Annotated in this window: 16 protein-coding genes; 7 read left to right on the top strand and 9 right to left on the bottom strand. The window is 70.9% G+C overall.

Annotated features, from left to right (window positions below; genetic code table 11):
• Positions 1-258 precede the first annotated feature (258 nt).
• The 3 genes from BLS99_RS00990 to BLS99_RS00980 all read left to right on the top strand — a co-directional run bounded on the left by BLS99_RS00990 (position 259) and on the right by BLS99_RS00980 (position 4,390).
• Positions 259-2,784, top strand: coding sequence for a tetratricopeptide repeat protein (locus BLS99_RS00990; protein ID WP_091041989.1), 2,526 nt, complete (start codon positions 259-261; stop codon positions 2,782-2,784).
• Positions 2,785-2,955: 171 nt separating this feature from the next.
• Positions 2,956-3,441, top strand: coding sequence for a hypothetical protein (locus tag BLS99_RS00985; RefSeq protein ID WP_091041985.1), 486 nt, complete (start codon positions 2,956-2,958; stop codon positions 3,439-3,441).
• A 4-nt stretch (positions 3,442-3,445) separates the two neighbouring features.
• Positions 3,446-4,390, top strand: a complete 945-nt coding sequence (locus BLS99_RS00980) for a hypothetical protein (protein WP_091041981.1) — start codon at positions 3,446-3,448, stop codon at positions 4,388-4,390.
• A gap of 63 nt (positions 4,391-4,453) precedes the next feature.
• Here the strand turns inward: BLS99_RS00980 and BLS99_RS00975 are convergent, their stop codons facing one another.
• On the bottom strand, positions 4,454-5,650 hold the full coding sequence (locus BLS99_RS00975) for a Gfo/Idh/MocA family protein (protein WP_091041979.1): 1,197 nt from the start codon (positions 5,648-5,650) through the stop codon (positions 4,454-4,456).
• Between the two features lie 108 nt (positions 5,651-5,758).
• Here BLS99_RS00975 and BLS99_RS00970 point away from each other — a divergent pair, with 108 nt between their 5' ends.
• From BLS99_RS00970 to BLS99_RS00960, 3 genes are all read left to right on the top strand, one after another.
• Entirely contained in the window at positions 5,759-6,580 is an 822-nt protein-coding gene (locus BLS99_RS00970; RefSeq protein ID WP_091041975.1) for a helix-turn-helix domain-containing protein, read from the top strand.
• Positions 6,581-6,720: 140 nt separating this feature from the next.
• Positions 6,721-7,239 (top strand): SigE family RNA polymerase sigma factor, encoded by a 519-nt coding sequence (locus BLS99_RS00965; RefSeq protein ID WP_091041972.1) that lies wholly within the window; start codon positions 6,721-6,723, stop codon positions 7,237-7,239.
• A gap of 10 nt (positions 7,240-7,249) precedes the next feature.
• Entirely contained in the window at positions 7,250-8,695 is a 1,446-nt protein-coding gene (locus tag BLS99_RS00960; RefSeq protein WP_091041969.1) for a hypothetical protein, read from the top strand.
• A 96-nt stretch (positions 8,696-8,791) separates the two neighbouring features.
• On the opposite strand, the gene BLS99_RS00955 is transcribed toward BLS99_RS00960, so the two are convergent.
• The gene (locus tag BLS99_RS00955; RefSeq protein ID WP_176953152.1) at positions 8,792-10,210 is read right to left on the bottom strand and encodes an MFS transporter; all 1,419 of its coding nucleotides are present in this window, start codon (positions 10,208-10,210) and stop codon (positions 8,792-8,794) included.
• 114 nt (positions 10,211-10,324) lie between these two features.
• On the opposite strand from BLS99_RS00955, the gene BLS99_RS00950 reads away from it, so the two are divergent.
• The gene (locus tag BLS99_RS00950) at positions 10,325-11,242 is read left to right on the top strand and encodes a LysR family transcriptional regulator (RefSeq protein ID WP_176953151.1); all 918 of its coding nucleotides are present in this window, start codon (positions 10,325-10,327) and stop codon (positions 11,240-11,242) included.
• A gap of 81 nt (positions 11,243-11,323) precedes the next feature.
• Here the strand turns inward: BLS99_RS00950 and BLS99_RS00945 are convergent, their stop codons facing one another.
• The 7 genes from BLS99_RS00945 to BLS99_RS27730 all read right to left on the bottom strand — a co-directional run bounded on the left by BLS99_RS00945 (position 11,324) and on the right by BLS99_RS27730 (position 17,839).
• Complete coding sequence (locus tag BLS99_RS00945) at positions 11,324-11,866, bottom strand: FYVE zinc finger domain-containing protein (RefSeq protein ID WP_091041963.1); 543 nt, start codon at positions 11,864-11,866, stop codon at positions 11,324-11,326.
• 97 nt (positions 11,867-11,963) lie between these two features.
• Positions 11,964-12,989 carry a hypothetical protein gene (locus BLS99_RS00940; protein WP_091041960.1) on the bottom strand — a complete coding sequence of 342 codons (1,026 nt, stop codon included), beginning with the start codon at positions 12,987-12,989 and terminating at the stop codon, positions 11,964-11,966.
• Positions 12,990-13,287: 298 nt separating this feature from the next.
• Positions 13,288-14,799, bottom strand: a complete 1,512-nt coding sequence (locus BLS99_RS00935; RefSeq protein WP_091041956.1) for a multicopper oxidase family protein — start codon at positions 14,797-14,799, stop codon at positions 13,288-13,290.
• A 233-nt stretch (positions 14,800-15,032) separates the two neighbouring features.
• A complete protein-coding gene (locus tag BLS99_RS00930) occupies positions 15,033-15,623 on the bottom strand; it encodes a TetR/AcrR family transcriptional regulator (RefSeq protein ID WP_091041953.1) in 591 nt (196 codons plus the stop codon).
• A gap of 169 nt (positions 15,624-15,792) precedes the next feature.
• On the bottom strand, positions 15,793-16,665 hold the full coding sequence (locus BLS99_RS00925) for an adenosine deaminase family protein (protein WP_091041949.1): 873 nt from the start codon (positions 16,663-16,665) through the stop codon (positions 15,793-15,795).
• Positions 16,666-17,297: 632 nt separating this feature from the next.
• Positions 17,298-17,657: a helix-turn-helix domain-containing protein gene (locus BLS99_RS27735; RefSeq protein ID WP_091041945.1), complete on the bottom strand. Its 360-nt coding sequence runs from the start codon at positions 17,655-17,657 to the stop codon at positions 17,298-17,300.
• Positions 17,558-17,839 carry a GNAT family N-acetyltransferase gene (locus tag BLS99_RS27730; RefSeq protein ID WP_425432602.1) on the bottom strand — a complete coding sequence of 94 codons (282 nt, stop codon included), beginning with the start codon at positions 17,837-17,839 and terminating at the stop codon, positions 17,558-17,560. Before BLS99_RS27730 ends, BLS99_RS27735 begins: the two co-directional genes overlap by 100 nt.
• Positions 17,840-17,854 lie beyond the last annotated feature (15 nt).

Genomic DNA, 17,854 nt, shown 5'->3' with positions numbered 1-17,854 from the left:
GGGTCGCGAAGGAACAGCGTCCGGTGCCGCACCCTGAGGTGGTAGGTCGCGTTCCGGACGACGGCCACGCCCGCGTCACAGACCGTGTTCCCGCGAATCGGGCGTGCTGCGTGCGTGAGTCCCCACGGGCGCCCGTCCAACAAAGTCGGCGTCTCCTCGGTACCCTCGGATCGTCGGCGTTCGTCGGCACCCTTTTGATGACCGCCACCGGTGAACTCCCCGAACGCGAACTGACCTGACACACCAGGAGATCAGACCGTGCATCCCGGCAGCCCCGACACCGCGGCGCGCTTCGCAGCATGGCTCGCCACCCACCTCGAGCGCCACCGCCTCACCGTCGCCGACGTCGCCCGCGACCTGCGCGTCAGCCCCGGCCAGGTGCGCGGCTGGCTCGCGGCCGCAGGCGTGCAGGCCGCGCCCGAGCCCGGCGAGTTCGACCACCTCGACACGCCCGTGAAGCTCGGCGCCTGGCTGCGCGCCCGCATCGCCGACGCCGGCACCTCCGTCCGCGAACTCGCCGAGTCCACCCCCGACGTCTCCATGAGCACCGTCTACAACTGGATCAAGGGCGAGCACCTGCCGCCGCCGCCCGCAGTGGACGAGCCGGACCGCTTCGACCTGCTGCTCAGCAGCCCCGCCCTCGGCCTCGGCCTCCAGCAGCGGGTCCAACTCGACGAGATCCGGCGCCGTTTCACCGGCACCTCCCTGCACCCCGACACCGCCCCCGAATGGGACGCGCGGTCCCTTCCGGCCGCGAGCCGCGCCTTCACCGGCAGACGCCCCGCCCTGCGCCGCCTCGACCGCCTCCTCGCCGACCACGGCCGCGGCGACGCCGTCCTCGCGATCGTCACCGGCATCGGCGGCGTCGGCAAGACCGCGCTCGCCGTGCGCTGGGCGCGCTCGGCGCAGGTCCGCTCCACCTTCCCCGACGGCTGCCTCCACCTCGACCTCCAGGGCTACAGCGCCGACGCCCCGGTCGATCCCGCGACCGCCAGGCTCCGCCTGCTCTACCAGCTCGGGGCCGACCCGCACCGCCCGCCGCCGGACCCCGAAGCGCAGGCCGCCCTCTACCAGCGCATGCTCACGGGACGGCGCCTCCTCCTCGTCCTCGACAACGCCCGCGACGAGACGCAGGTGCGGCCGCTCCTCCCCGCCGACCCCGGATGCCTCACGCTCGTCACCAGCAGGGCCCGCCTCTCCGGACTCGACGTCACCAGCCCCGGCATCACCCGCCTGGACCTGGACGCGCTCACCGAGACCGAGGCCGCCGCGCTCCTCCGCGAACTCCTGGGCCGACTCGCCGCGGGACCGGCCACCGACGAGGAGGTCCGCGCCCTCGCCGACCTCTGCGGACGCCTCCCGCTCGCCCTCCAGATCGCCGCGGCCAACTACCTCACCCACCACCACCCGCAGCGCCACCCGCTGGCCGCGTACACCGCGGAACTCGCCGCGGACCGGTTGGGGGAGTTGGCGATCGACCCCGCGGACCCCGCGACCGCGGTGACACCCACCCTGGACCACTCGCTGCGCCACCTCGGCGCCGCCGCCCAGCGCGCCTACCGCCTCCTCGGCCTCCACCGCGCCCCCGACTTCGCCGAGGCGTGGGCCGCCAGCGTCATCGCCGAACCGCGCGAGCGCACCCGCGCAGTGCTCGGCGAACTCGTCCAGGCCAATCTGCTCACCCTCGACCAGCGGGGCCGCTACGCCTTCCACGACCTGCTCCGCGACCACGCCGCGGCCCTGGCGGCGCGCACCGACGATGCGCACGAGCGCCGCGCCGCGATCGGCCGCGGCCTCGACCACTGGCGCCACAGCGGATTCGCCGCCACCATGGTCGTCGAACCGAGCCGCGACCGGATCACCCTCGACCCCGCGGCCCCCGGGGCGGCACCGGAGCGGTTCGACGACTTCGACACTGCGAAGCAGTGGATCGAGGACGAGCTCGAAGGGGTCGTCGCCGCCAGCGTCCACGCCACCGAGACCGGATTCGACGCCTACGTCTGGCAGCTTGTGTGGTTCTGCGGCAACCCGCTCGGGCAGCGCGGCCAGTGGAACCGGCTGGTCGAACTCGGCGAGCTCGCCCTCCAGGCCGGCCTGCGCACCGGGCAGTCCGAAGCCGTGGCGCGCGCCCACCGGTACCTGGCCCACCCCGCGATCCTGACCGAACGGCTCCCCGAAGCCCGCACCCATCTCCAGACGGCGCTCGAGTTGCACCGCGCCGACGGGGACGGGCCGGGACGCGCCGCCGTCCTCCACAGCCTGTCCTACATCGAAGAGCGCCTGGGGAACTACGCGGCCGCGCTCGCCTGCTCCGAGGAGGCGCTCGCCGTCGACCGCGAGCGCGGCTTCCTCGGCGGCCAGGCCCGCGCCCTCAACGAGGTCGGCTGGCTCCTCGTCCACCTGGACCGGGTCGACGAGGCCCTGGCCCCGTGCCTGGAGGCGTACGCGATCTTCGAGGAACTCGGCGACCGCGGCAAGGCCGCCCACGTCGCCGACAGCCTCGGCTACCTCCGCCACCGCCTCGGCGACCACGCTGGTGCGCTCGCCGACTTCGGGCGAGCGGCCGACGAGTTCCGGGCGCTCGACCGCCCCTTCGAACTGGCCGGCACCCTCGACCGCCTCGGCGACCTCCACCGCGACGCCACGGGCCCCGACTCCGCCGCCGCCGTCTGGCAGGAGGCCCTGGACCTCTACACCGACCTCGGCCACGGGAACGCCGAGGAGGTCCGGGCCAAGCTCCGCGGTCTCGAACGGCCGGACCCGACCGGACCCGACCCCGACTGACCGCCGCGGCACGCTGCCCGCTTCCCGCCGCCTCCCGAAGCACGCCCGATCCACGCGATTCCAACCCATCCCAACGAAAGCTCGTCACTCGGCGTACATCGACGGAGAGTGGACTTTCGACTCCACGATGTGGAGCGATCCCCGAATCCCGTCGAGCCCCCTGGAGCGCCGATGGTCAACGTCACCCCCGACGCTCTCGAAGAAGCGGGGTCCGTCCACCTCAAGTCGCTCGCCGACGAGTACGACGAACTCCTCGAAGGCGTGGCACTCGCGACCGAACACCGTGACCAGGCGTTCTTCAGCGCGGGAAAGCCCGCGGCCGAGAACCGGTCGACCCCGGCGCACCCCAGTGCCACGACTTCGGCCCAGCAGAGCGGCGCGCTGATGTTCGCCTTCGACGAGGCGTACGACATGTTCTACACCGTCGCCTTCCACACCGCCGTCAACATCCGCGCCATGGGAGACGCGCTCGTCGCCATCGCCGCGGACCACCGCGTCACCAACGGCGAGGTCGAGGCGTCCTTCCAGCAGCACGAAGCCGAGGTGCGCGGTGGCGCCCACCCGGACTACACCGAGGGGGAGCGGGCCCCGCTCGACCCCGAGCACAAGGACGAGGCGTCCGAGTACTACGAGAACCAGCTTAGCGGACCGAGGTGACCCCATGTCCGGATTCCCCGACGACACGCCGCAGAAGTCCGATGTCGACCAGGGACTGGAGCAGATCCGCGACGACATGGAGCGCTTCTACATCGACCGGCGGCTCTTCGAGATCCAGCGGGAGGCGCGCGACCGCGGCGAGTACTCCCAAGGGGGACGCTGGTCCCAGGCGCTCGACCGGGCCGTGCCCGAGGAGCTCGACGAGACCGCGTGCCAGCAGATCAAGGACGACTCCGTCAGCCAGGTCACCGCCGAGTACGACTACCTGGAGAGCGTCTACGCGACCTTCTTCGATGCAGACCAGCAGGCGCAGCTCGAGCACATGATCGGCAAGTACGTCGAGTTCTACGCCGAACTCGACGCGCTCGCCTCCAGCCCGTCGATCCGGCACCTGGACGAGCTCCTCGAAGGCTGGGACGAGGCCGCCGCCGTCCCGTTCCAGGAGGAGTTCCGGGCCCCGCTCCCCGGCGCGCTGGTGCGCCACCGCGACCTCGTGGGGCACCTGCTCGCGGCCCTGGAGATGGAAGCGGCCGCGCAGGTCAAGCTCCGGCGCGCGTTCGCGGAGTTCCCCGGCGCCACCAGGTCGATCATGGGAGGCGGCGGTCAGCTGTCGCTCGCCCACTTCTCCATCGGCACCGCGATCGCCGCCCTGGTCATCCCGCCGGCGAACACCGTCCTCAGCCTCATGGGCCTCGGGGCGTCGCTGCTGGCGGAGGTCGAGCAGCGCACGACCGTCTCGTTCAAGATGGAGGAGCGGAGCAACGCCTCCTTCCTCGACCTGACCAGCGAGATGAACAAGGGCATCGAACTCATCGCCGACTCCCTCGACACCGCCCGCGAGAAGGCCGTCGAGACCCTCAGATCCTCCATGGAGTCCCTCGGGCTCGACCTCGAGCGCTACCGCACCATGCCCAACCACTACGTCCCCGGCGGCGCGCTCCTGGACTGACCGCCGGGGCTCGCGAGTGTGCGGCCCAGGAGCGCCCCTCCGGGCGTCCGTGAGATTGCGGAGTTACTCGGGCGCGTCGCCGAAGTCGTCGATGCGGAGCCGCTCCCCGCCGCGCAGGGCGGACTCGTGCGCGACGAGGCCGGGGAGCGTGTACCGCGCCGCCACCCAGGCGTTGACGGTCGGCAGGGTCCGCCCGTTGACGGCGGTCACGAAGTCGTGCACGAGCAGGTGGTGGCTGCCCATGTGCCCGTTGCCGAGTCCCTTGAACTCGACCGGGAGCGCGGAGGTGTCGTGCACGGGCGCGTGCCCGGAGATGAACGAGTCGTGCAGCGCCGGGTCGACGTTGGCGAGGACCGGGTCGTCGGCGCCGGTGGCCGAACCCGGTTCCACCAGCTCGGTCACGTCCTCCAGCTGCTTGGACCGGTCGTGCCAGAACGTGGCCCGGGAATTCTGCTCCAGGATGCCCTCGGTGCCGTAGAAGGTGAACCGGGACTCGGGGATCCAGTGGGCGAGGCCGACCCGCCGGAACTCGTTGGTGCGGAAACTGCCGCCGTCGGCGGTCTCGAACAGGGCGGTGGCGTTGGAGAAGTCGTTGTCGAACATGCTCACGGACTTGTCGAAGACGCCGTCGCCGCGCCGGTCGGGCACGCCGATGGCGCTCACGCTGACGGCGTGGGTGTCCCAGGCGCCGAGGACGCCGCCGATCGCGTGGGTCGGGTACTTCATGGGCGGGAAGCTGGCGGTGCGCTTCCAGTCGGCGCCGCCGCTGTACTGGTAGGCGGCGTAGAAGCCGTGGTCCATGTCGTGGACGTAGTCGCCCTCGGCGTAGAACAGGCGCCCGAACCCGCCTTCGGCGGCCTTCCGCCGGGCGAGCACCGTCGTGGGGTTGTACTGGCTGGTCTCGCCCATCATGTAGGTGAGGCCGGTCTCCTTGACGGCGTCGATGATCGCGCCGATCTCCTCCGCGGTGAACGCCATCGGCACTGCCGAGTAGACATGCTTGCCCGCGCGCAGCGCCCGCACCACGAGCGGTCCGTGGGTCCACCGCTGGGTGAAGATCGCAACCGCGTCCACGTCGGAGGCGAGCATCGCGTCGAAGTCGTCCTCCACGCCGGCCAGGCCGAGCTCGGCGACGAGCGTCGCGGCCCGGTCGGCGATCAGGTCGGTGACGGTGACGCGGGAGACGCCGGGGTGGGCGTCGAACAGCTTCGCGAAACCGCCGGCGAACTGCCCGGCCCCGACGATACCGATAGCGAACACGGGAACGCTCCTTCGTTGCAGGTCGATGGCCGGACGGCGCTTGCCGGGGCCGCCTTGAACGTATAAGTTCTGATCCGAGAAGTCTTCACTGATACGAGCGGGTGTTTCTTGGATACTCAGATCGCGATCCAGCCCCCGGAACTGGTCGGGTGGGCCGGGCGCCCCGTGCTCATGGACACCGCCCACCAGCACGACGACCTGGAGATCAACTTCGTCGCCGAAGGCGGCACCATGCTCTACCTCTTCGGCGGCGAGCCCGTCGAGATCGGCCCCGGGTCGGTCGCGGCCTTCTGGGCGGCCGTGCCCCACCAGCTCGTCGCGAACGCCGCCACCAGGGCGCACTGGGTGCACGTCCCGTTCGCGACCTTCCTCGGTTGGGGGCTCCCGGCCGCGCTCGTCGGCCGCCTGCTGTCCGGCGTGCCGCTCATCGCCCCGCCCGCGGCCGCAATGGCATCGGACCCGGCGAACTTCACCCAGTGGGCCCTCGACCTCGCCAGTGCGCAGCCCGAGCGCCGCCGAATCCTCCTCCTCGAAGTCGAAGCGCGCGTGCGCCGCCTCGCCCTCGACGCGCCGGCCGGGTCCGTCCTGCCGTACACCGGCGGCGACTCGGCGCTCCGCCACGTCGTCGCCATGGTGCGCCACCTCGCCGAGCGCTTCCGCGAACCGCTGACGGTCGCCGACGTCGCCGCCGCCGCCAACCTCCACCCCAACTACGCGATGACCCACTTCCGCAAGATCGTGCGCACGACCATCGGGGACTACCTCCTCGGATGCCGCCTCGCCGAGGGCCGCCGCCTGCTCGTCACGACCGACCTGCCGATCGCCGACGTCGCCGCCGAATCGGGCTTCAGCTCGGTCAGCCGGTTCTACTCCGCCTTCACGACCGAATGCGGCCTCCCTCCCGCGGCCTACCGCCGCCTCCACCGGTGACGCGAGCGGTCCTTCGAACCGAAGTCTCCGCCAAGGCAACCGCGCAGACCTGATGCGCCCGTAAGTACGGTGTCCGACCCCGCCCCATCCACCACCCGGGCGGGCAGGGCCCCGTGCACCCGTCATCAGAAAGAGGCCATGTGAACAGCAAGGAGCAGCAGGAGGCCGAGTTCCGGTCGTTCACTGCCGCGCACAGGACCACGCTCCGACGGCAGGCGTACCTGCTGTGCGGCGACTGGTACCAGGCCGACGACCTCGTCCAGACCGCACTCGTCAAGCTGTTCGCCGCATGGAGGCGAGTCGAGCCCGGCGGCGCCCCCGCATACGCCCGCCGGATCGTCCTCAACGTCTTCTTCTCCCACCGCCGCCTGGCGTGGGTGCGCCGCGAACGCGCCAGCAGCGACACGCCGCCGAGGCGCATCGAGGCGCCGCAGCTGGGCGTCGACGCACGCCTGGACGTGATCGAAGCGCTGGCGGCGCTGCCCCCGCGGCAGCGCGCCACTGTGATCCTGCGGTTCTGCGAGGACCTTTCGGTCGAGGAGACGGCCCTGGCGCTGGGCTGCTCGACCGGCACCGTCAAGAGCCAGACCGCCAAGGGGCTCAAACGATTGCGCGAGGTCCTCGCCCGCCCCGCCGTCACCGCCTCGACCGAACGCTAAGGAAGGCAGCATGACGCAACACGACAACGCCCCGGAACTGCTGCGGCGCGCGAGTGCCCGCCTCGCGGTCGACGAACCCGACCTCGACCTCGACTCGATCATGCGCCAGGGCTACCGCGAGCGGCGCCGCCGCCACGCCGCCCTCGCCGGCGCGGCCGGAGCCGGTGTCGCCGCCGTCGCCGCCGTGCTGGCGCTGTCCCTCGCGGGACCGCCGCGCACCGAGGACCCCGGCCCGACCGGGAAGGACCCCGACCCCTCCGAAGTCGAGGACCCCGTTACGTCCGGATACCCCTATGCGGCTGAGGGTTTCGGCACCGCCTCCGAACTCGCGCAGCTCGACGACGCGGCCGCCGCCGCGTTCGGGCAGCTCCTCGCCGACACGGGGGTCCTGGCCGACGGGGAGGAGCCGGCGTTCGCGTTCGACCCGGTCCAGAGCCCCGGGAACTACGGCCAGACCTGGCTGCGGTCCTTCGTGTCCGAGATCCGGCCCGAGGACGGGGAGACTCCCGACGACGCGGTCCTGCGCGTCGAGGCGCTGCTGCCCGGGGGCTGGACCGCCGAACCCGGCCCCGCCACCGAACAGGTCTTCCCGCAGCACCTGATCAGCGCCAGCGGCTCACCCTGGTACGAGGACGCCGACTGGACCGACGAGCTCGTCACCACCGAACTCGACGACGGCCGCGTGGTCCACGCGGTCGACCACGAGTGCGCGTACGAAGTCGGGGTGGCGTACCCGAACGGCACCGGACTCCTCGTCTCCTGGGACATGGGCTGCCACGGGCCGTCGCCCGAGTACTCGATCCCGATGGAGGACTTCACGGCCGCGGTCGAGTCGATGCCGCAGTTCGAGTTCGACACCACCGAGCTCGCACCCGTCGGCGACCTGGTCGAGGTCCCGACCGGCTGGACCTGGGACCCCGCCTGGGGCTCGGGCGGGGAGAGCGGCCTCGCGGCCGCGGACACGATGGACGCCGCCCGCTCCGCGCTCAACGCGCTCCACCCCGAAGCGGTCCTCGACGAGGGCGAGTCGATGCAGTTGGGCGCGAACGAGTACGGGGCCTTCGCGACCCGCGTCTACGCGGCGACGGCCGAGATCCCGCTTCCGGACGGCGACATCGGGTTCGACCTGACCTACTACCTGCCGGGCGGATGGATCCCGGGCATCGGCGAACCCGGCGAGCGCGGCCTGTACCCGGTGGCGTGCGGCAGCGGGTACACCTGCACGCAGGAGACCGACGACGACGGCACGACATGGGCGTTCGCGGTCGGCCCGACGGCGACGGGGGAGACCGCGCACCTCCTCGACATCGTCCGCTTCGCCCCCGACGGCTGGGCGGTCGGCATATCGGCGAGCGCCGACACCCCGATCGACACCGACACCCTCACCGACCTCATGCGATCGCTGCCCGCACCGGTCTACGACACCGAGGCGGTCCCGACGATCCCCACCGACTGAACCGACCACGGCCGGGGAGCGGCACGCCAGAAGGCGTCCCGCTCCCCGGCGCGGCCGATTCATGACCCTGCCTCTTTCCGATACGAACACCGCTGTTCAGCGCTCGCTGCGGCGCCGCCTGTCGGGCGCCAGGCCGATCCAGGCGGTGACGCCTGCCATGAGGAAGAGGCCCGCGCAGGCGAGCATGGCCTGCTCGAAGCCGTGGTCGAGCGCCGCTGTGTCGGCTGCCAGGTCCTGCGGGAGGCCGGTCGCGGCCGGAAGCACCGCCACGACGAGGAGGCCCGCCACGCGTGCCACGGCGTTGCCGACGGCGCCTGCGATGCCGGTGTGCGTCTGGGGGACCGCGTCGAGCGCGGCGGCCGTGACCGGTGGTGTGATCAGCGGGATGCCGATGCCGATCAGCAGCATCACCGGGAGGACGTCCGCCGCGTACGAGGCACCGGCACCGATCCGGCTCGCCCACAGCGCGGCGGCGGCGCAGGAGAGCGATCCGGCGAGAAGCGGGCCGCGGTGGCCGAAGCGGGACGCGAGTTCGCCGCCGAGCGGGGCGACGACCAGGGTGAGCGCGGTCAGCGGGACCATGGCCAGTCCGGCGGCGGCCGCCGAGTAGGAGGCGCCGAGCTGGAGCTGGATCGGCACCAGGAAGAACACACCCGCCAGTGCGCCGTAGGCGAGGAATCCCGTGACGCCGGCCGTGGTGAACCGCCGGGAGCGAAACAGCCACAGAGGAAGCATCGGCGCCGCCGAGCGGTGCTCGGCGATGAGGAAGGCGGCCAGCGCGGTCGCACCGAGTGCTCCTGCGATGACGCCGGTCCGGGGCGAGGTCGCGGTCGCGGCGAACGCGAGGGCGCCGAGCCCCAGGGCGGCGAGGACCGCGCCGCGGACGTCGAACGGCCGCGTCTCGGTCCGCTCCCGGTCCCGCGGCACGCACTTCAGCAGCAGGACCGCGATGACGGCGGCCAGCGGGAGGTTGACCAGGAAGATCGATCGCCAGCCCGCCGCGTCGGTCAGGGCGCCGCCGATGAGCGGGCCGGCCGCCCCCGCGACCCCGCTCAGTCCGGCCCACCAGCCGATGGCCCGGGCGCGGTCGGCGGGCGGGACGGCGCTCTGGAGGAGCGCCAGGGACCCGGGGACGATCAGCGCGCCGCCGATCCCTTGGAGGGCCCGTCCGGCCAGGAGCCACGCCGTCGTCGGCGCGGTGCCGCACAGCAGCGACGCGGCGCCGAAGATCAGGACTCCGGCCAGGTAGGCGCGCCTGCGGCCGAAGCGGTCGCCGATGCCGCCGCCGGTCAGAACGAGCGCGGACAGCGTGAGCGCGAACGCGTTCACGGTCCATTGCAGTTGCGCGGTCGATGCGTGCAGCTCCGACTCTATGGCCGGCAACGCGACGGTGACGACGGTGCCTTCGAGCAGGACCAGTCCGGATCCGAGCGAGGTGACCGCGAGCAGCCACTTGGCACCGCGCTCGCCCGCCTGGGTCGGTGCGGTCCGTGTTCGCGTCGCCGTGCCTCGCATCGTCGATCCCTCCGGTCGGTGCGGTCGCATGCCTTCAGCGTGCAGTGGTCCGAAGCGTGCGAAAAGCGCGAATGCTGACACAATCGATAAGCCCCTGCGATGAATGGAGCGGCCGTGGACTGGCAGGAGATCGAGGCGTTCCTCGCCGTCGCCGACACGCTCCACTTCGGGCGGGCCGCCGAGGTGCTGCGGCTGTCGCAGGCCAGGGTGAGCCAGTTGGTGAAGCGCCTGGAGCGCCGCGTCGGCGCCCCGCTGTTCGACCGCACCACCCGCCGGGTGTCGTTGACGCCCATCGGGAGCGGGCTGCGCGACGACCTCCGACCCGCGCACCGGTCGATCCTCGACGGCCTCGCGCGGGCGCAGGCGGCCGGCCGCGGCGTCGAGGGCGTCCTGCGGGTCGGCTACCTCGGCCCGCTCGCGGGGCGCGTCCTCCTCGACGTGGTCACCGCCCTCGAACGCGACCGCCCCGGCCTCGTCGTGCACCTGCTGGCGGCCGAGTTCGCCGACCCGTGCCAGCCGCTGCGCGACGACGAGGTCGACCTGCTCCTCACCCAGCTCCCGGTCGAGGAGCCGGGCCTGGTGACGGGACCGGTGGTCATCACCGAACCGCGCCTCCTGGCGGTCTCGACCCGACACCCGCTGGCGCGCGCCGCATCCGTCTCGCTCGAAGACCTCGCGGGCGAGCGCATGCTGGTCCCCGCAGGGGCGCCGCCGCCGCAGTGGCTGCGCACCGCGCAGCCCTGGACGACGCCGAGCGGCAGGCCGATCGAGCGCGGCCCGGCCGTCCGCAGCTTCCAGGAGCTGCTGACGGCGGTCGCCGCGGGGCGCGGCGTCTGCACGGTGGCGGCGCACAACACCCGCTACCACCCCCGCCCTGACGTGGCGTTCCTCCCGTTCGACGACGCGGCGCCGTTCGAGTTCGGCCTGGTGTGGCGAGGCAGCGCCGAGACGGCCCGGGTCCGCGCCTTCACCGAGGCGACCGAGCGCCTGGTAGAGCGGTGGGGCGGCCCGACGGCGGCCGCCTCCCGCTGACCTCGGTGCACCGCGCGGTCAGGAAGGAACACATGAGGGGTGCTGCGGAGCAACGGCTTCGAGGGATTGCCGAACATGATGTCAGCGTTGCCAGAGGAACGCGGCCTCGGAGCAGTCTCGGCAGGTGAAGACGTATCCGCAGCCGCAGCCGAAGTTCGCCGCCGTGTCGTGGTGGAGTCCTTCTTCGAGGGCGGCCGTGAACGTCATGGGGGCGGCGCAGCGCGGACAGGTGGGGGTCTCATCGTTCTGGATCCACTCGGGCTCCCCGCCGAGCTGCCCGAGTACGACATCGTCGGGTGCGGGCGCGGCTTCAGGATGCAGCAAGGTGACCGCGCCGAGGAGGGTGTCGCCTTCGGTCGGGACCTCGGCTGCCTGCAGTTCCTCGGTGAACAGGAACGCCCGGTTGGCGCCTGAAGTGGCGTCCCAGTCATCGCACATGCCGGCGTTCTGGCAGTAGAACACCGCGACTGCACCGTCGTCGAGTGGCAGGTGCGCGATGAACTGCATGGCGCCCTCGCACTCGGCGCATGCGGGCCAGGTGAAACCGGGCGGTACAAGCGGCACACCGCCCGTGCGCAGGACAGGGGCGTCCGGAGCGGGTGTTCCACCCGAGGTCAGCATCATGACGACTACCCTAACGACGCTCCAGAATGCTCCTGGGGACATGGGGGTTGGGGTCTGAACTCCTGGCATTGATGTACCTGCCGCACTGGCACTTGGTTCAGGACATGACGGATCGGCAGGGGTGGGTCTCGGATTCGGGGCAGAAGTAGAGCTGGAGGGTGTAGGCCCGTCCGATGGTGACGCCGACTGGATTCTGCAGGAGACCGCCGCTTCCGGCCTCTTCCACGGGTCGCCAACTTCCCGTTCCGCCGTCGAACTCGCTCGAGTCGGCGGTGAACAGCGGTAGCTGTTCGGCGCCGCATTCGCAGACGACCGGGAACGGATCGATGATGCCCCAATACATGCCGTGCCCCATGGCCTTCCAGCCCGGTGCGAGGGCGGTGTCGAAGCTGTACGCGGTGGACCACTCCTCCTCGTCTTCGTCCTCATCGCGGTGCCAGCCCCTCAACGCATGTTCGAGTGGCTCGGGGAGATTGCGCATATCGGGGTATTCGGTGACGACCTCGGGGTACAGGATGCAGGGCGCGGGCAGGTACTCGCCGTTGCACAGGTCCGGTTCCGGCGGGTCGGTGACCAGCGCTGCGGTGGGGTCCGCCCGGCTCCAGCGGACCTGGAACGCCGGGCAGTGCGGCGCCAGGTTGCGCGTGTTGACATGGTCGCGCGGGCACCACAGGATCTGCAGGAGGTCGAACCGGTCGGTGAACGGCAGGCCGGGGACGTCACACGAGTACATCTGGGCGACCGGGATCAAAGGTCTGGGTTCGTCTGCGCCGTAGGCGATCCCTGCCGCATCCACGAGGCTGGACGCGAGCGTTCGCCGGTGCTCCATCTGTGCGGTGAAGTCGAGGTAACCGGTTCGGCCGCGCATCCCTTCGATCTTGCCCTCCTGGTGGCGCAGGCGCAGCGCGGCATCGTACGGTTCGATCGAGGTGTCGTCGTGGTCGAGGTAGCACAGGGGCCACGCTTCGTCCGCCGGCCACAGGAGCGGGCCGCCGATCGAGGACTGCGCAACCGTGGGCTCGCCGCGGCGCGGATGCAGGCGCACCGCCGGCCTGGCGTACGCGCTGAGTTCAGGGAAGTCGCCGAGGAGGTCGAACGGACGCGGAGGTGTCGTGAGGTCCATGGGCTGTCTTCCGATCCGTGGGGCAGGACGGATTGACACTAGCGATTCCAAAGGCAATGGCGTCAACAGGAGTCCCACACCGGGTGACGGACGCGTCTCGCGGTGAACGGGTGCTGCGCAAGACCATTTTGGAGGGTTGAGAGGTCGCTCTCCTCGCACTAGCTTGGGCCGAAGCGCTCGACGAAGCGATGGCAGCCGTCGCCCCGCGGGCCTGACCAGCCGGCATCCATGTGGTGCCGACCGGCCAGATATTCCCGGCAGCCTAGAGGACGACGATCGCGTTCCGGCGGGCGCCCTCTCACGAGTGGTCGTGTGCGCTCGCCGCGGCCACAGTGCCGATCTCCTCGCCCTCGCCGAGGACCACGAACTGGCCCATCATGCCGTCGTCCTCGTGCTGGAGCACGTGGCAGTGGAACATGTACGGCATGTTCGGGTCGGTGTACCCGGTGAAGCGCAGCGCCAGCCGGTTCGGCTCCCCGGGGAGGAGCGGCACGGTGTCCTTCCAGCCGCGCAGGTGCGGCGGCGGCTCCTCGCCCGCGACCTCCAGGACCTGGAACTGCACGTCGTGCACGTGGAAGTTGTGCAGGAAGCCGTTGTCGTTGACCACCCCCCACACCTCGACGGTGTCGACCCGGACGCCGAAGTCGATGCGCTCCATGGACATCGCCTCGCCGTTTACGGCGTCGCCGCCCAGCGTGAACGACCGCTCGACGGCTGCGGCGCCGGCGTCGATGTCGGGCGCCGTCCCCATGACCGCGGGGATCTCGGTGTCGTCGGCGAGCGCCTCGCCGGCGCGGAACCGGCACACGTCCAGCCGGTCGGCGAACCCGTCGAGCCGGCCCATGACGCCGCCGATGTCGGTCGGATACGACCGCAGGTCGACGGTCTCGCCGGGCTCGAACGCGACGACGATCTCGGCCCGCTCGCCCGGTGAGAGCTGGATGCGGTCGGTCTCCCACGCCTCCGGCAGCAGGCCGCCGTCGGTGGCGATCAGCGAGAACGTCCGATCGTCGCTGAATCCGAAGTGGTACATCCGCGCGCCCGAGGCGTTGAGGAGCCGCAGGCGGACGAGGCGGGTCGTGACGTCGAAGTACGGGCCCACGGTGCCGTTGACGAGGAGGCGGTCGCCGGTGACGCCGAGCGCGCCGAACAGCGTCGCCGCGTCGTCGAACTGGTCGTCGCCGTCGAACTTGCGGTCCTGGACGATCATCGGGACGTCGTCGACGCCGTAGGTCTGCGGCAGGCGCAGCGCCTCGGACCCGTCGTCGTCCACGATGAACATCCCTGCGAGGCCGCGCAGGAGGTGCGCGGCGGTCCGGCCGTGCGGGTGCGGGTGGTACCAGAGGGTCGCGGCGGGCTGGTCGACGGTCCACTGCGGCGTCCAGGTCTCGCCGGGGCGGACCTCCTGATGGGGGCCGCCGTCCATGACCGCGGGCAGGTGCATGCCGTGCCAGTGCAGCGAGGTCGCCTCGTCCAGGCCGTTGCGCACGGCGAAGGCGATCTCCTGGCCGCGCTTGGCGCGCAGCGTGGGTCCGAGGAAGGCACCGTTGACACCCCACGTGTCGGTGGGGCCGCCGTCGGTGAACTGCATCTGTCCTGACTGGATCTCCAGGTGGAAGACCTTGGCGCTGGACGGGTCCTCGGTTGAGGGGGCGAGCGGCGGGAGGGCGAGCGGCCGGTCGAAGTCGACCTCGCCGACGGTGTCGAGGCCGGCAGTGGCGAGGTGGAGGGCGAAGGCGCCGGTGCTGCCGAGGACGAGTGCCCCGCTACCGATGCCGATGGTGAGTCCGATGGCCTTGCGACGTCGCATGTGCGTGTTCCTTCGGGGTGGTGAGTCGCGGTCGGGATGTCGGGCGGCGCCCCTGGAAGGGCTCCGCTGGGCTATGTGGATTCGCCGCCGGACGGCGCCGCCTGGAGGGCTTGCGCGTTCATGACACTGCTCCTTCCGGTATTGAGTGGCTGTTCACTCACTCATCTGGTCAAAAGAACGCCCGCCTGAGGCGGGTGCTCGGTTCCGGCGTCCGCAGGCGGCGGACGCCCTGGTCAGTCCGCGGACGATCCGCTCGGCCTGGCGTCCGCGTGGCGGATGCCTTCGGTCAAGAGCTTCGCCCACGGGGCGTCGACGCCGAAGGCGTCGATCGTGGTGAGCAGGTGGCACAGCTGGCCGACGGCAATGAACTGCTGGATGCGCCACCCCTCGGCCCGCGTGCGGGATACGAGGTAGTCGGTGACCTCCGCGACGCCCGCGCGCACCGCCTCGCCGATCAGTGGATCGACCATCGCGGCGGACTGCGCGTGCACTTGCAGCATCAGCAGGTCGCGGTCGCCGATGAGGTCGGCGTACGCCTCGCCCATCGCATCTAGCTCGCCCTCCGGCGAGGTGTCACTCGCCTTGGAGGCCGCCCGCTCGAACTCCGCCATGATGCGCCGGTAGCACTCCTCCAGCGCGCCGATGAACAGCTGCGTCTTCGAGGTGAAGAGCTTCAGCACGTACGCGGGGGAGATGCCCGCGTGCCTCGCCACGTCGGCGATCGTGACGGCGTGGAAACCGCCCTGCGCGAACGTCGCCACCGCACTGGTGAGGACCTTCGCACGGCGTTCCTCGGCCGTGGAGAGCACGCGATCGGATTTCATGTGAGTGACTGTACACTCATTCTTATCACCTCGGTAAACGGTGCCGTCGACAGCGTGTTCACCAGGACTCGAACGAAGTCGCGTCGACGGGCGTCACGTGTTTCAGCTGCCTCACAACAGCAATGGTCGGCTTGGCCGTCCTGTGCTCGCACGTCGGTATGCAGGGCGCTCAGCCGCCGGGGAGCTCGTCGAGCATCGCGGACTTGCGCTCGTCCGAGGTGAACGCGGCCTGGATCGCGTTGCGGGTGATGCCCGTGAGCTGGTCCATGCTCAATCCCAGTTCGGCCGCGGCGGCGTACTCCTGCTCGATGGTCGTGCCGAGCTGGATGGGATTGTCCGTCGCCAGCGTGACCGCGACCCCGGCCTCGACCAGCAGCGGATGCTCCTCGAGATCGGGCAGCACGCCGAAGTACTCGTTGCAAGTCAGCGCGCACTCCAACGTCACGCCTCGGTCCACCAGCAGCCGCAGCAGCTCCGGGTCCAATGCCGCGTGGACGCCGTGCCCGATGCTGCTCAGCCCCGGCATGTTCGCCGCGGCGGCGATGTTGGCCGTGGACAACTCGCCCGCGTGCGCCGTGATCCCCAATCCGGCGTCGGCGAACCGCTCTGCCAGCCGGTACATGGGCGCCCAGTCCGCCTCGGCGTCGTAAGGCGAGTAGAGGAAGTCGATCCCGGCCGAACCTTCGTCCGCGGCGCGGATGCAGGAGTCGGCGAACGCGTTCGCGCGTTCGGGATCCTGCCCGGCGCCGATGACGATCGCCATCGCTTCGGCGTGCAGTCGTGGGTAGTCGGCGCGGACCTGCTGCTCGGCCTGCCGGAACATCGACATGAACCCGTCGCGAGTGGCGATCTCACCACCGCAGCGGATCTCGACGTAGCACGCCCCGGCCGCGGCGTGGTCGCGCATCAGGGCCACGAACCGCCCGGTGAACAACTCGTCGTCGGCGTCATGGTCGATCGAGACCGGCTGCATCGAGCCGATCTGCTGCAGGGGCTCCTTGTTGGGTGGGACTTCCGCGGCCAGCCACCGGCGCCAGGACACCCAGTCGTACGGGTCCCGGCCCTCGCGCTCAGCGAGGAAACGCGCCTAATAGGACTGACCGAGCCGCGGCTGCGATCTCGTCGCCGTTGGGGTCATATACAGGCCGGACTCGAATACCTGGAAGAGTCTCATGCTCTTGCAGGAGTGCGGGTCTGTGGTGGTAGCCCGGGCGGGCTATGACAATAACCCTCACCCATATGATCTGGGGTTTCATCGGGTGCCGAGCGGGTTCGTGCTCCATTCAGTTTACAACAATGACGGGCTTGAAGTATCGGCGCGCCTCGCCGCGCGAAGCTTATGGAGCGAGCGCTGTGTCTTCCTGAGGGCTGAAGCTGCGGGACTGACGGCGGCGCGGGTCGAGCGGCCCGCGCCACTACCGCTGCGGATCTACAAGGTGGTACTAGCGAGGCTCGGTGGTGAGTAACCACGAGTAACCCGGGTGCTCGTGGCTGCCTTTGCGCTCGTCGCCCCCGTGACCACACTCGTCCTTGGCGTCGTCCTCAAGCCGATGCCCCAGCTTCGGATCGGGTCGCGCGTCAATGACTCGAAGAGCTGTAGATGCATTGTCCGCCTCTTCAACGGCGGAACGAGGTGTGTCGCGGAAGAATCGCGTTGCGCCCTTCGGGGAGTGGCTACCTCCGGTGGCGCTTGCGTGCGCCGCTGCGGGTGCGGAAGTCAACGCCTGCTTCAGCCAGCGGTCGGTGCACGAATCCGTACGATCGACCGATTGAGGCGGCGATGTCGCGGATGCTACGGCCCTGGTCCCAAGCGGCGGTCACGTGTCCGATGAGCTCGCAGTGCTCGTCGGCCCTCTGGACGATGGGGCCGGGCGAGGAGACCTGTTCGCCGGCCTGCTCGGCCGACCGCTGCCGCGGCACGAACCTCCAGGCCGTCAACGAAGCTGGCGGGAACTTGATCTGGATCTCCGGTGGCCTCCGCGGCTCGACCCATGACACCAAGGCCGCAGCGTCGATGGGTCGTCCCTGGTCCATGCATCCAGCGTTGCGACCTTCAGTGCACGGAGGCGGACGGTCGACTCCTGGAGCAGCGCGCGGGCGATGCCTTGGGATTGGTGGTGGGGATGGACCGCGATGGTGTCGATGGTGGCTGATTCGCCTTTGAGGGTGATGCCGAGGATGCCCCGGATCTCGCCGCTCGAGTCGGCGGCGACCAGCTCCAGCCCGGATGG

The organism is Glycomyces sambucus (genome assembly GCF_900102815.1).
GTDB lineage: Bacteria > Actinomycetota > Actinomycetes > Mycobacteriales > Micromonosporaceae > Glycomyces > Glycomyces sambucus.
This window is presented reverse-complemented; position numbering and strand designations above follow the sequence as displayed.

What these genes read in the sequence shown, in the direction of transcription:
- BLS99_RS00980 (WP_091041981.1), top strand. Translation starts at nt 3,446, where the DNA reads ATGTCCGGATTCCCCGACGACACGCCGCAGAAGTCCGATGTCGACCAG.
- BLS99_RS00945 (WP_091041963.1), bottom strand. Translation starts at nt 11,866, where the DNA reads ATGATGCTGACCTCGGGTGGAACACCCGCTCCGGACGCCCCTGTCCTG.
- BLS99_RS00955 (WP_176953152.1), bottom strand. Translation starts at nt 10,210, where the DNA reads ATGCGAGGCACGGCGACGCGAACACGGACCGCACCGACCCAGGCGGGC.
- BLS99_RS00985 (WP_091041985.1), top strand. Translation starts at nt 2,956, where the DNA reads ATGGTCAACGTCACCCCCGACGCTCTCGAAGAAGCGGGGTCCGTCCAC.
- BLS99_RS00940 (WP_091041960.1), bottom strand. Translation starts at nt 12,989, where the DNA reads ATGGACCTCACGACACCTCCGCGTCCGTTCGACCTCCTCGGCGACTTC.
- BLS99_RS27735 (WP_091041945.1), bottom strand. Translation starts at nt 17,657, where the DNA reads ATGGACCAGGGACGACCCATCGACGCTGCGGCCTTGGTGTCATGGGTC.
- BLS99_RS00935 (WP_091041956.1), bottom strand. Translation starts at nt 14,799, where the DNA reads ATGCGACGTCGCAAGGCCATCGGACTCACCATCGGCATCGGTAGCGGG.
- BLS99_RS00930 (WP_091041953.1), bottom strand. Translation starts at nt 15,623, where the DNA reads ATGAAATCCGATCGCGTGCTCTCCACGGCCGAGGAACGCCGTGCGAAG.
- BLS99_RS00960 (WP_091041969.1), top strand. Translation starts at nt 7,250, where the DNA reads ATGACGCAACACGACAACGCCCCGGAACTGCTGCGGCGCGCGAGTGCC.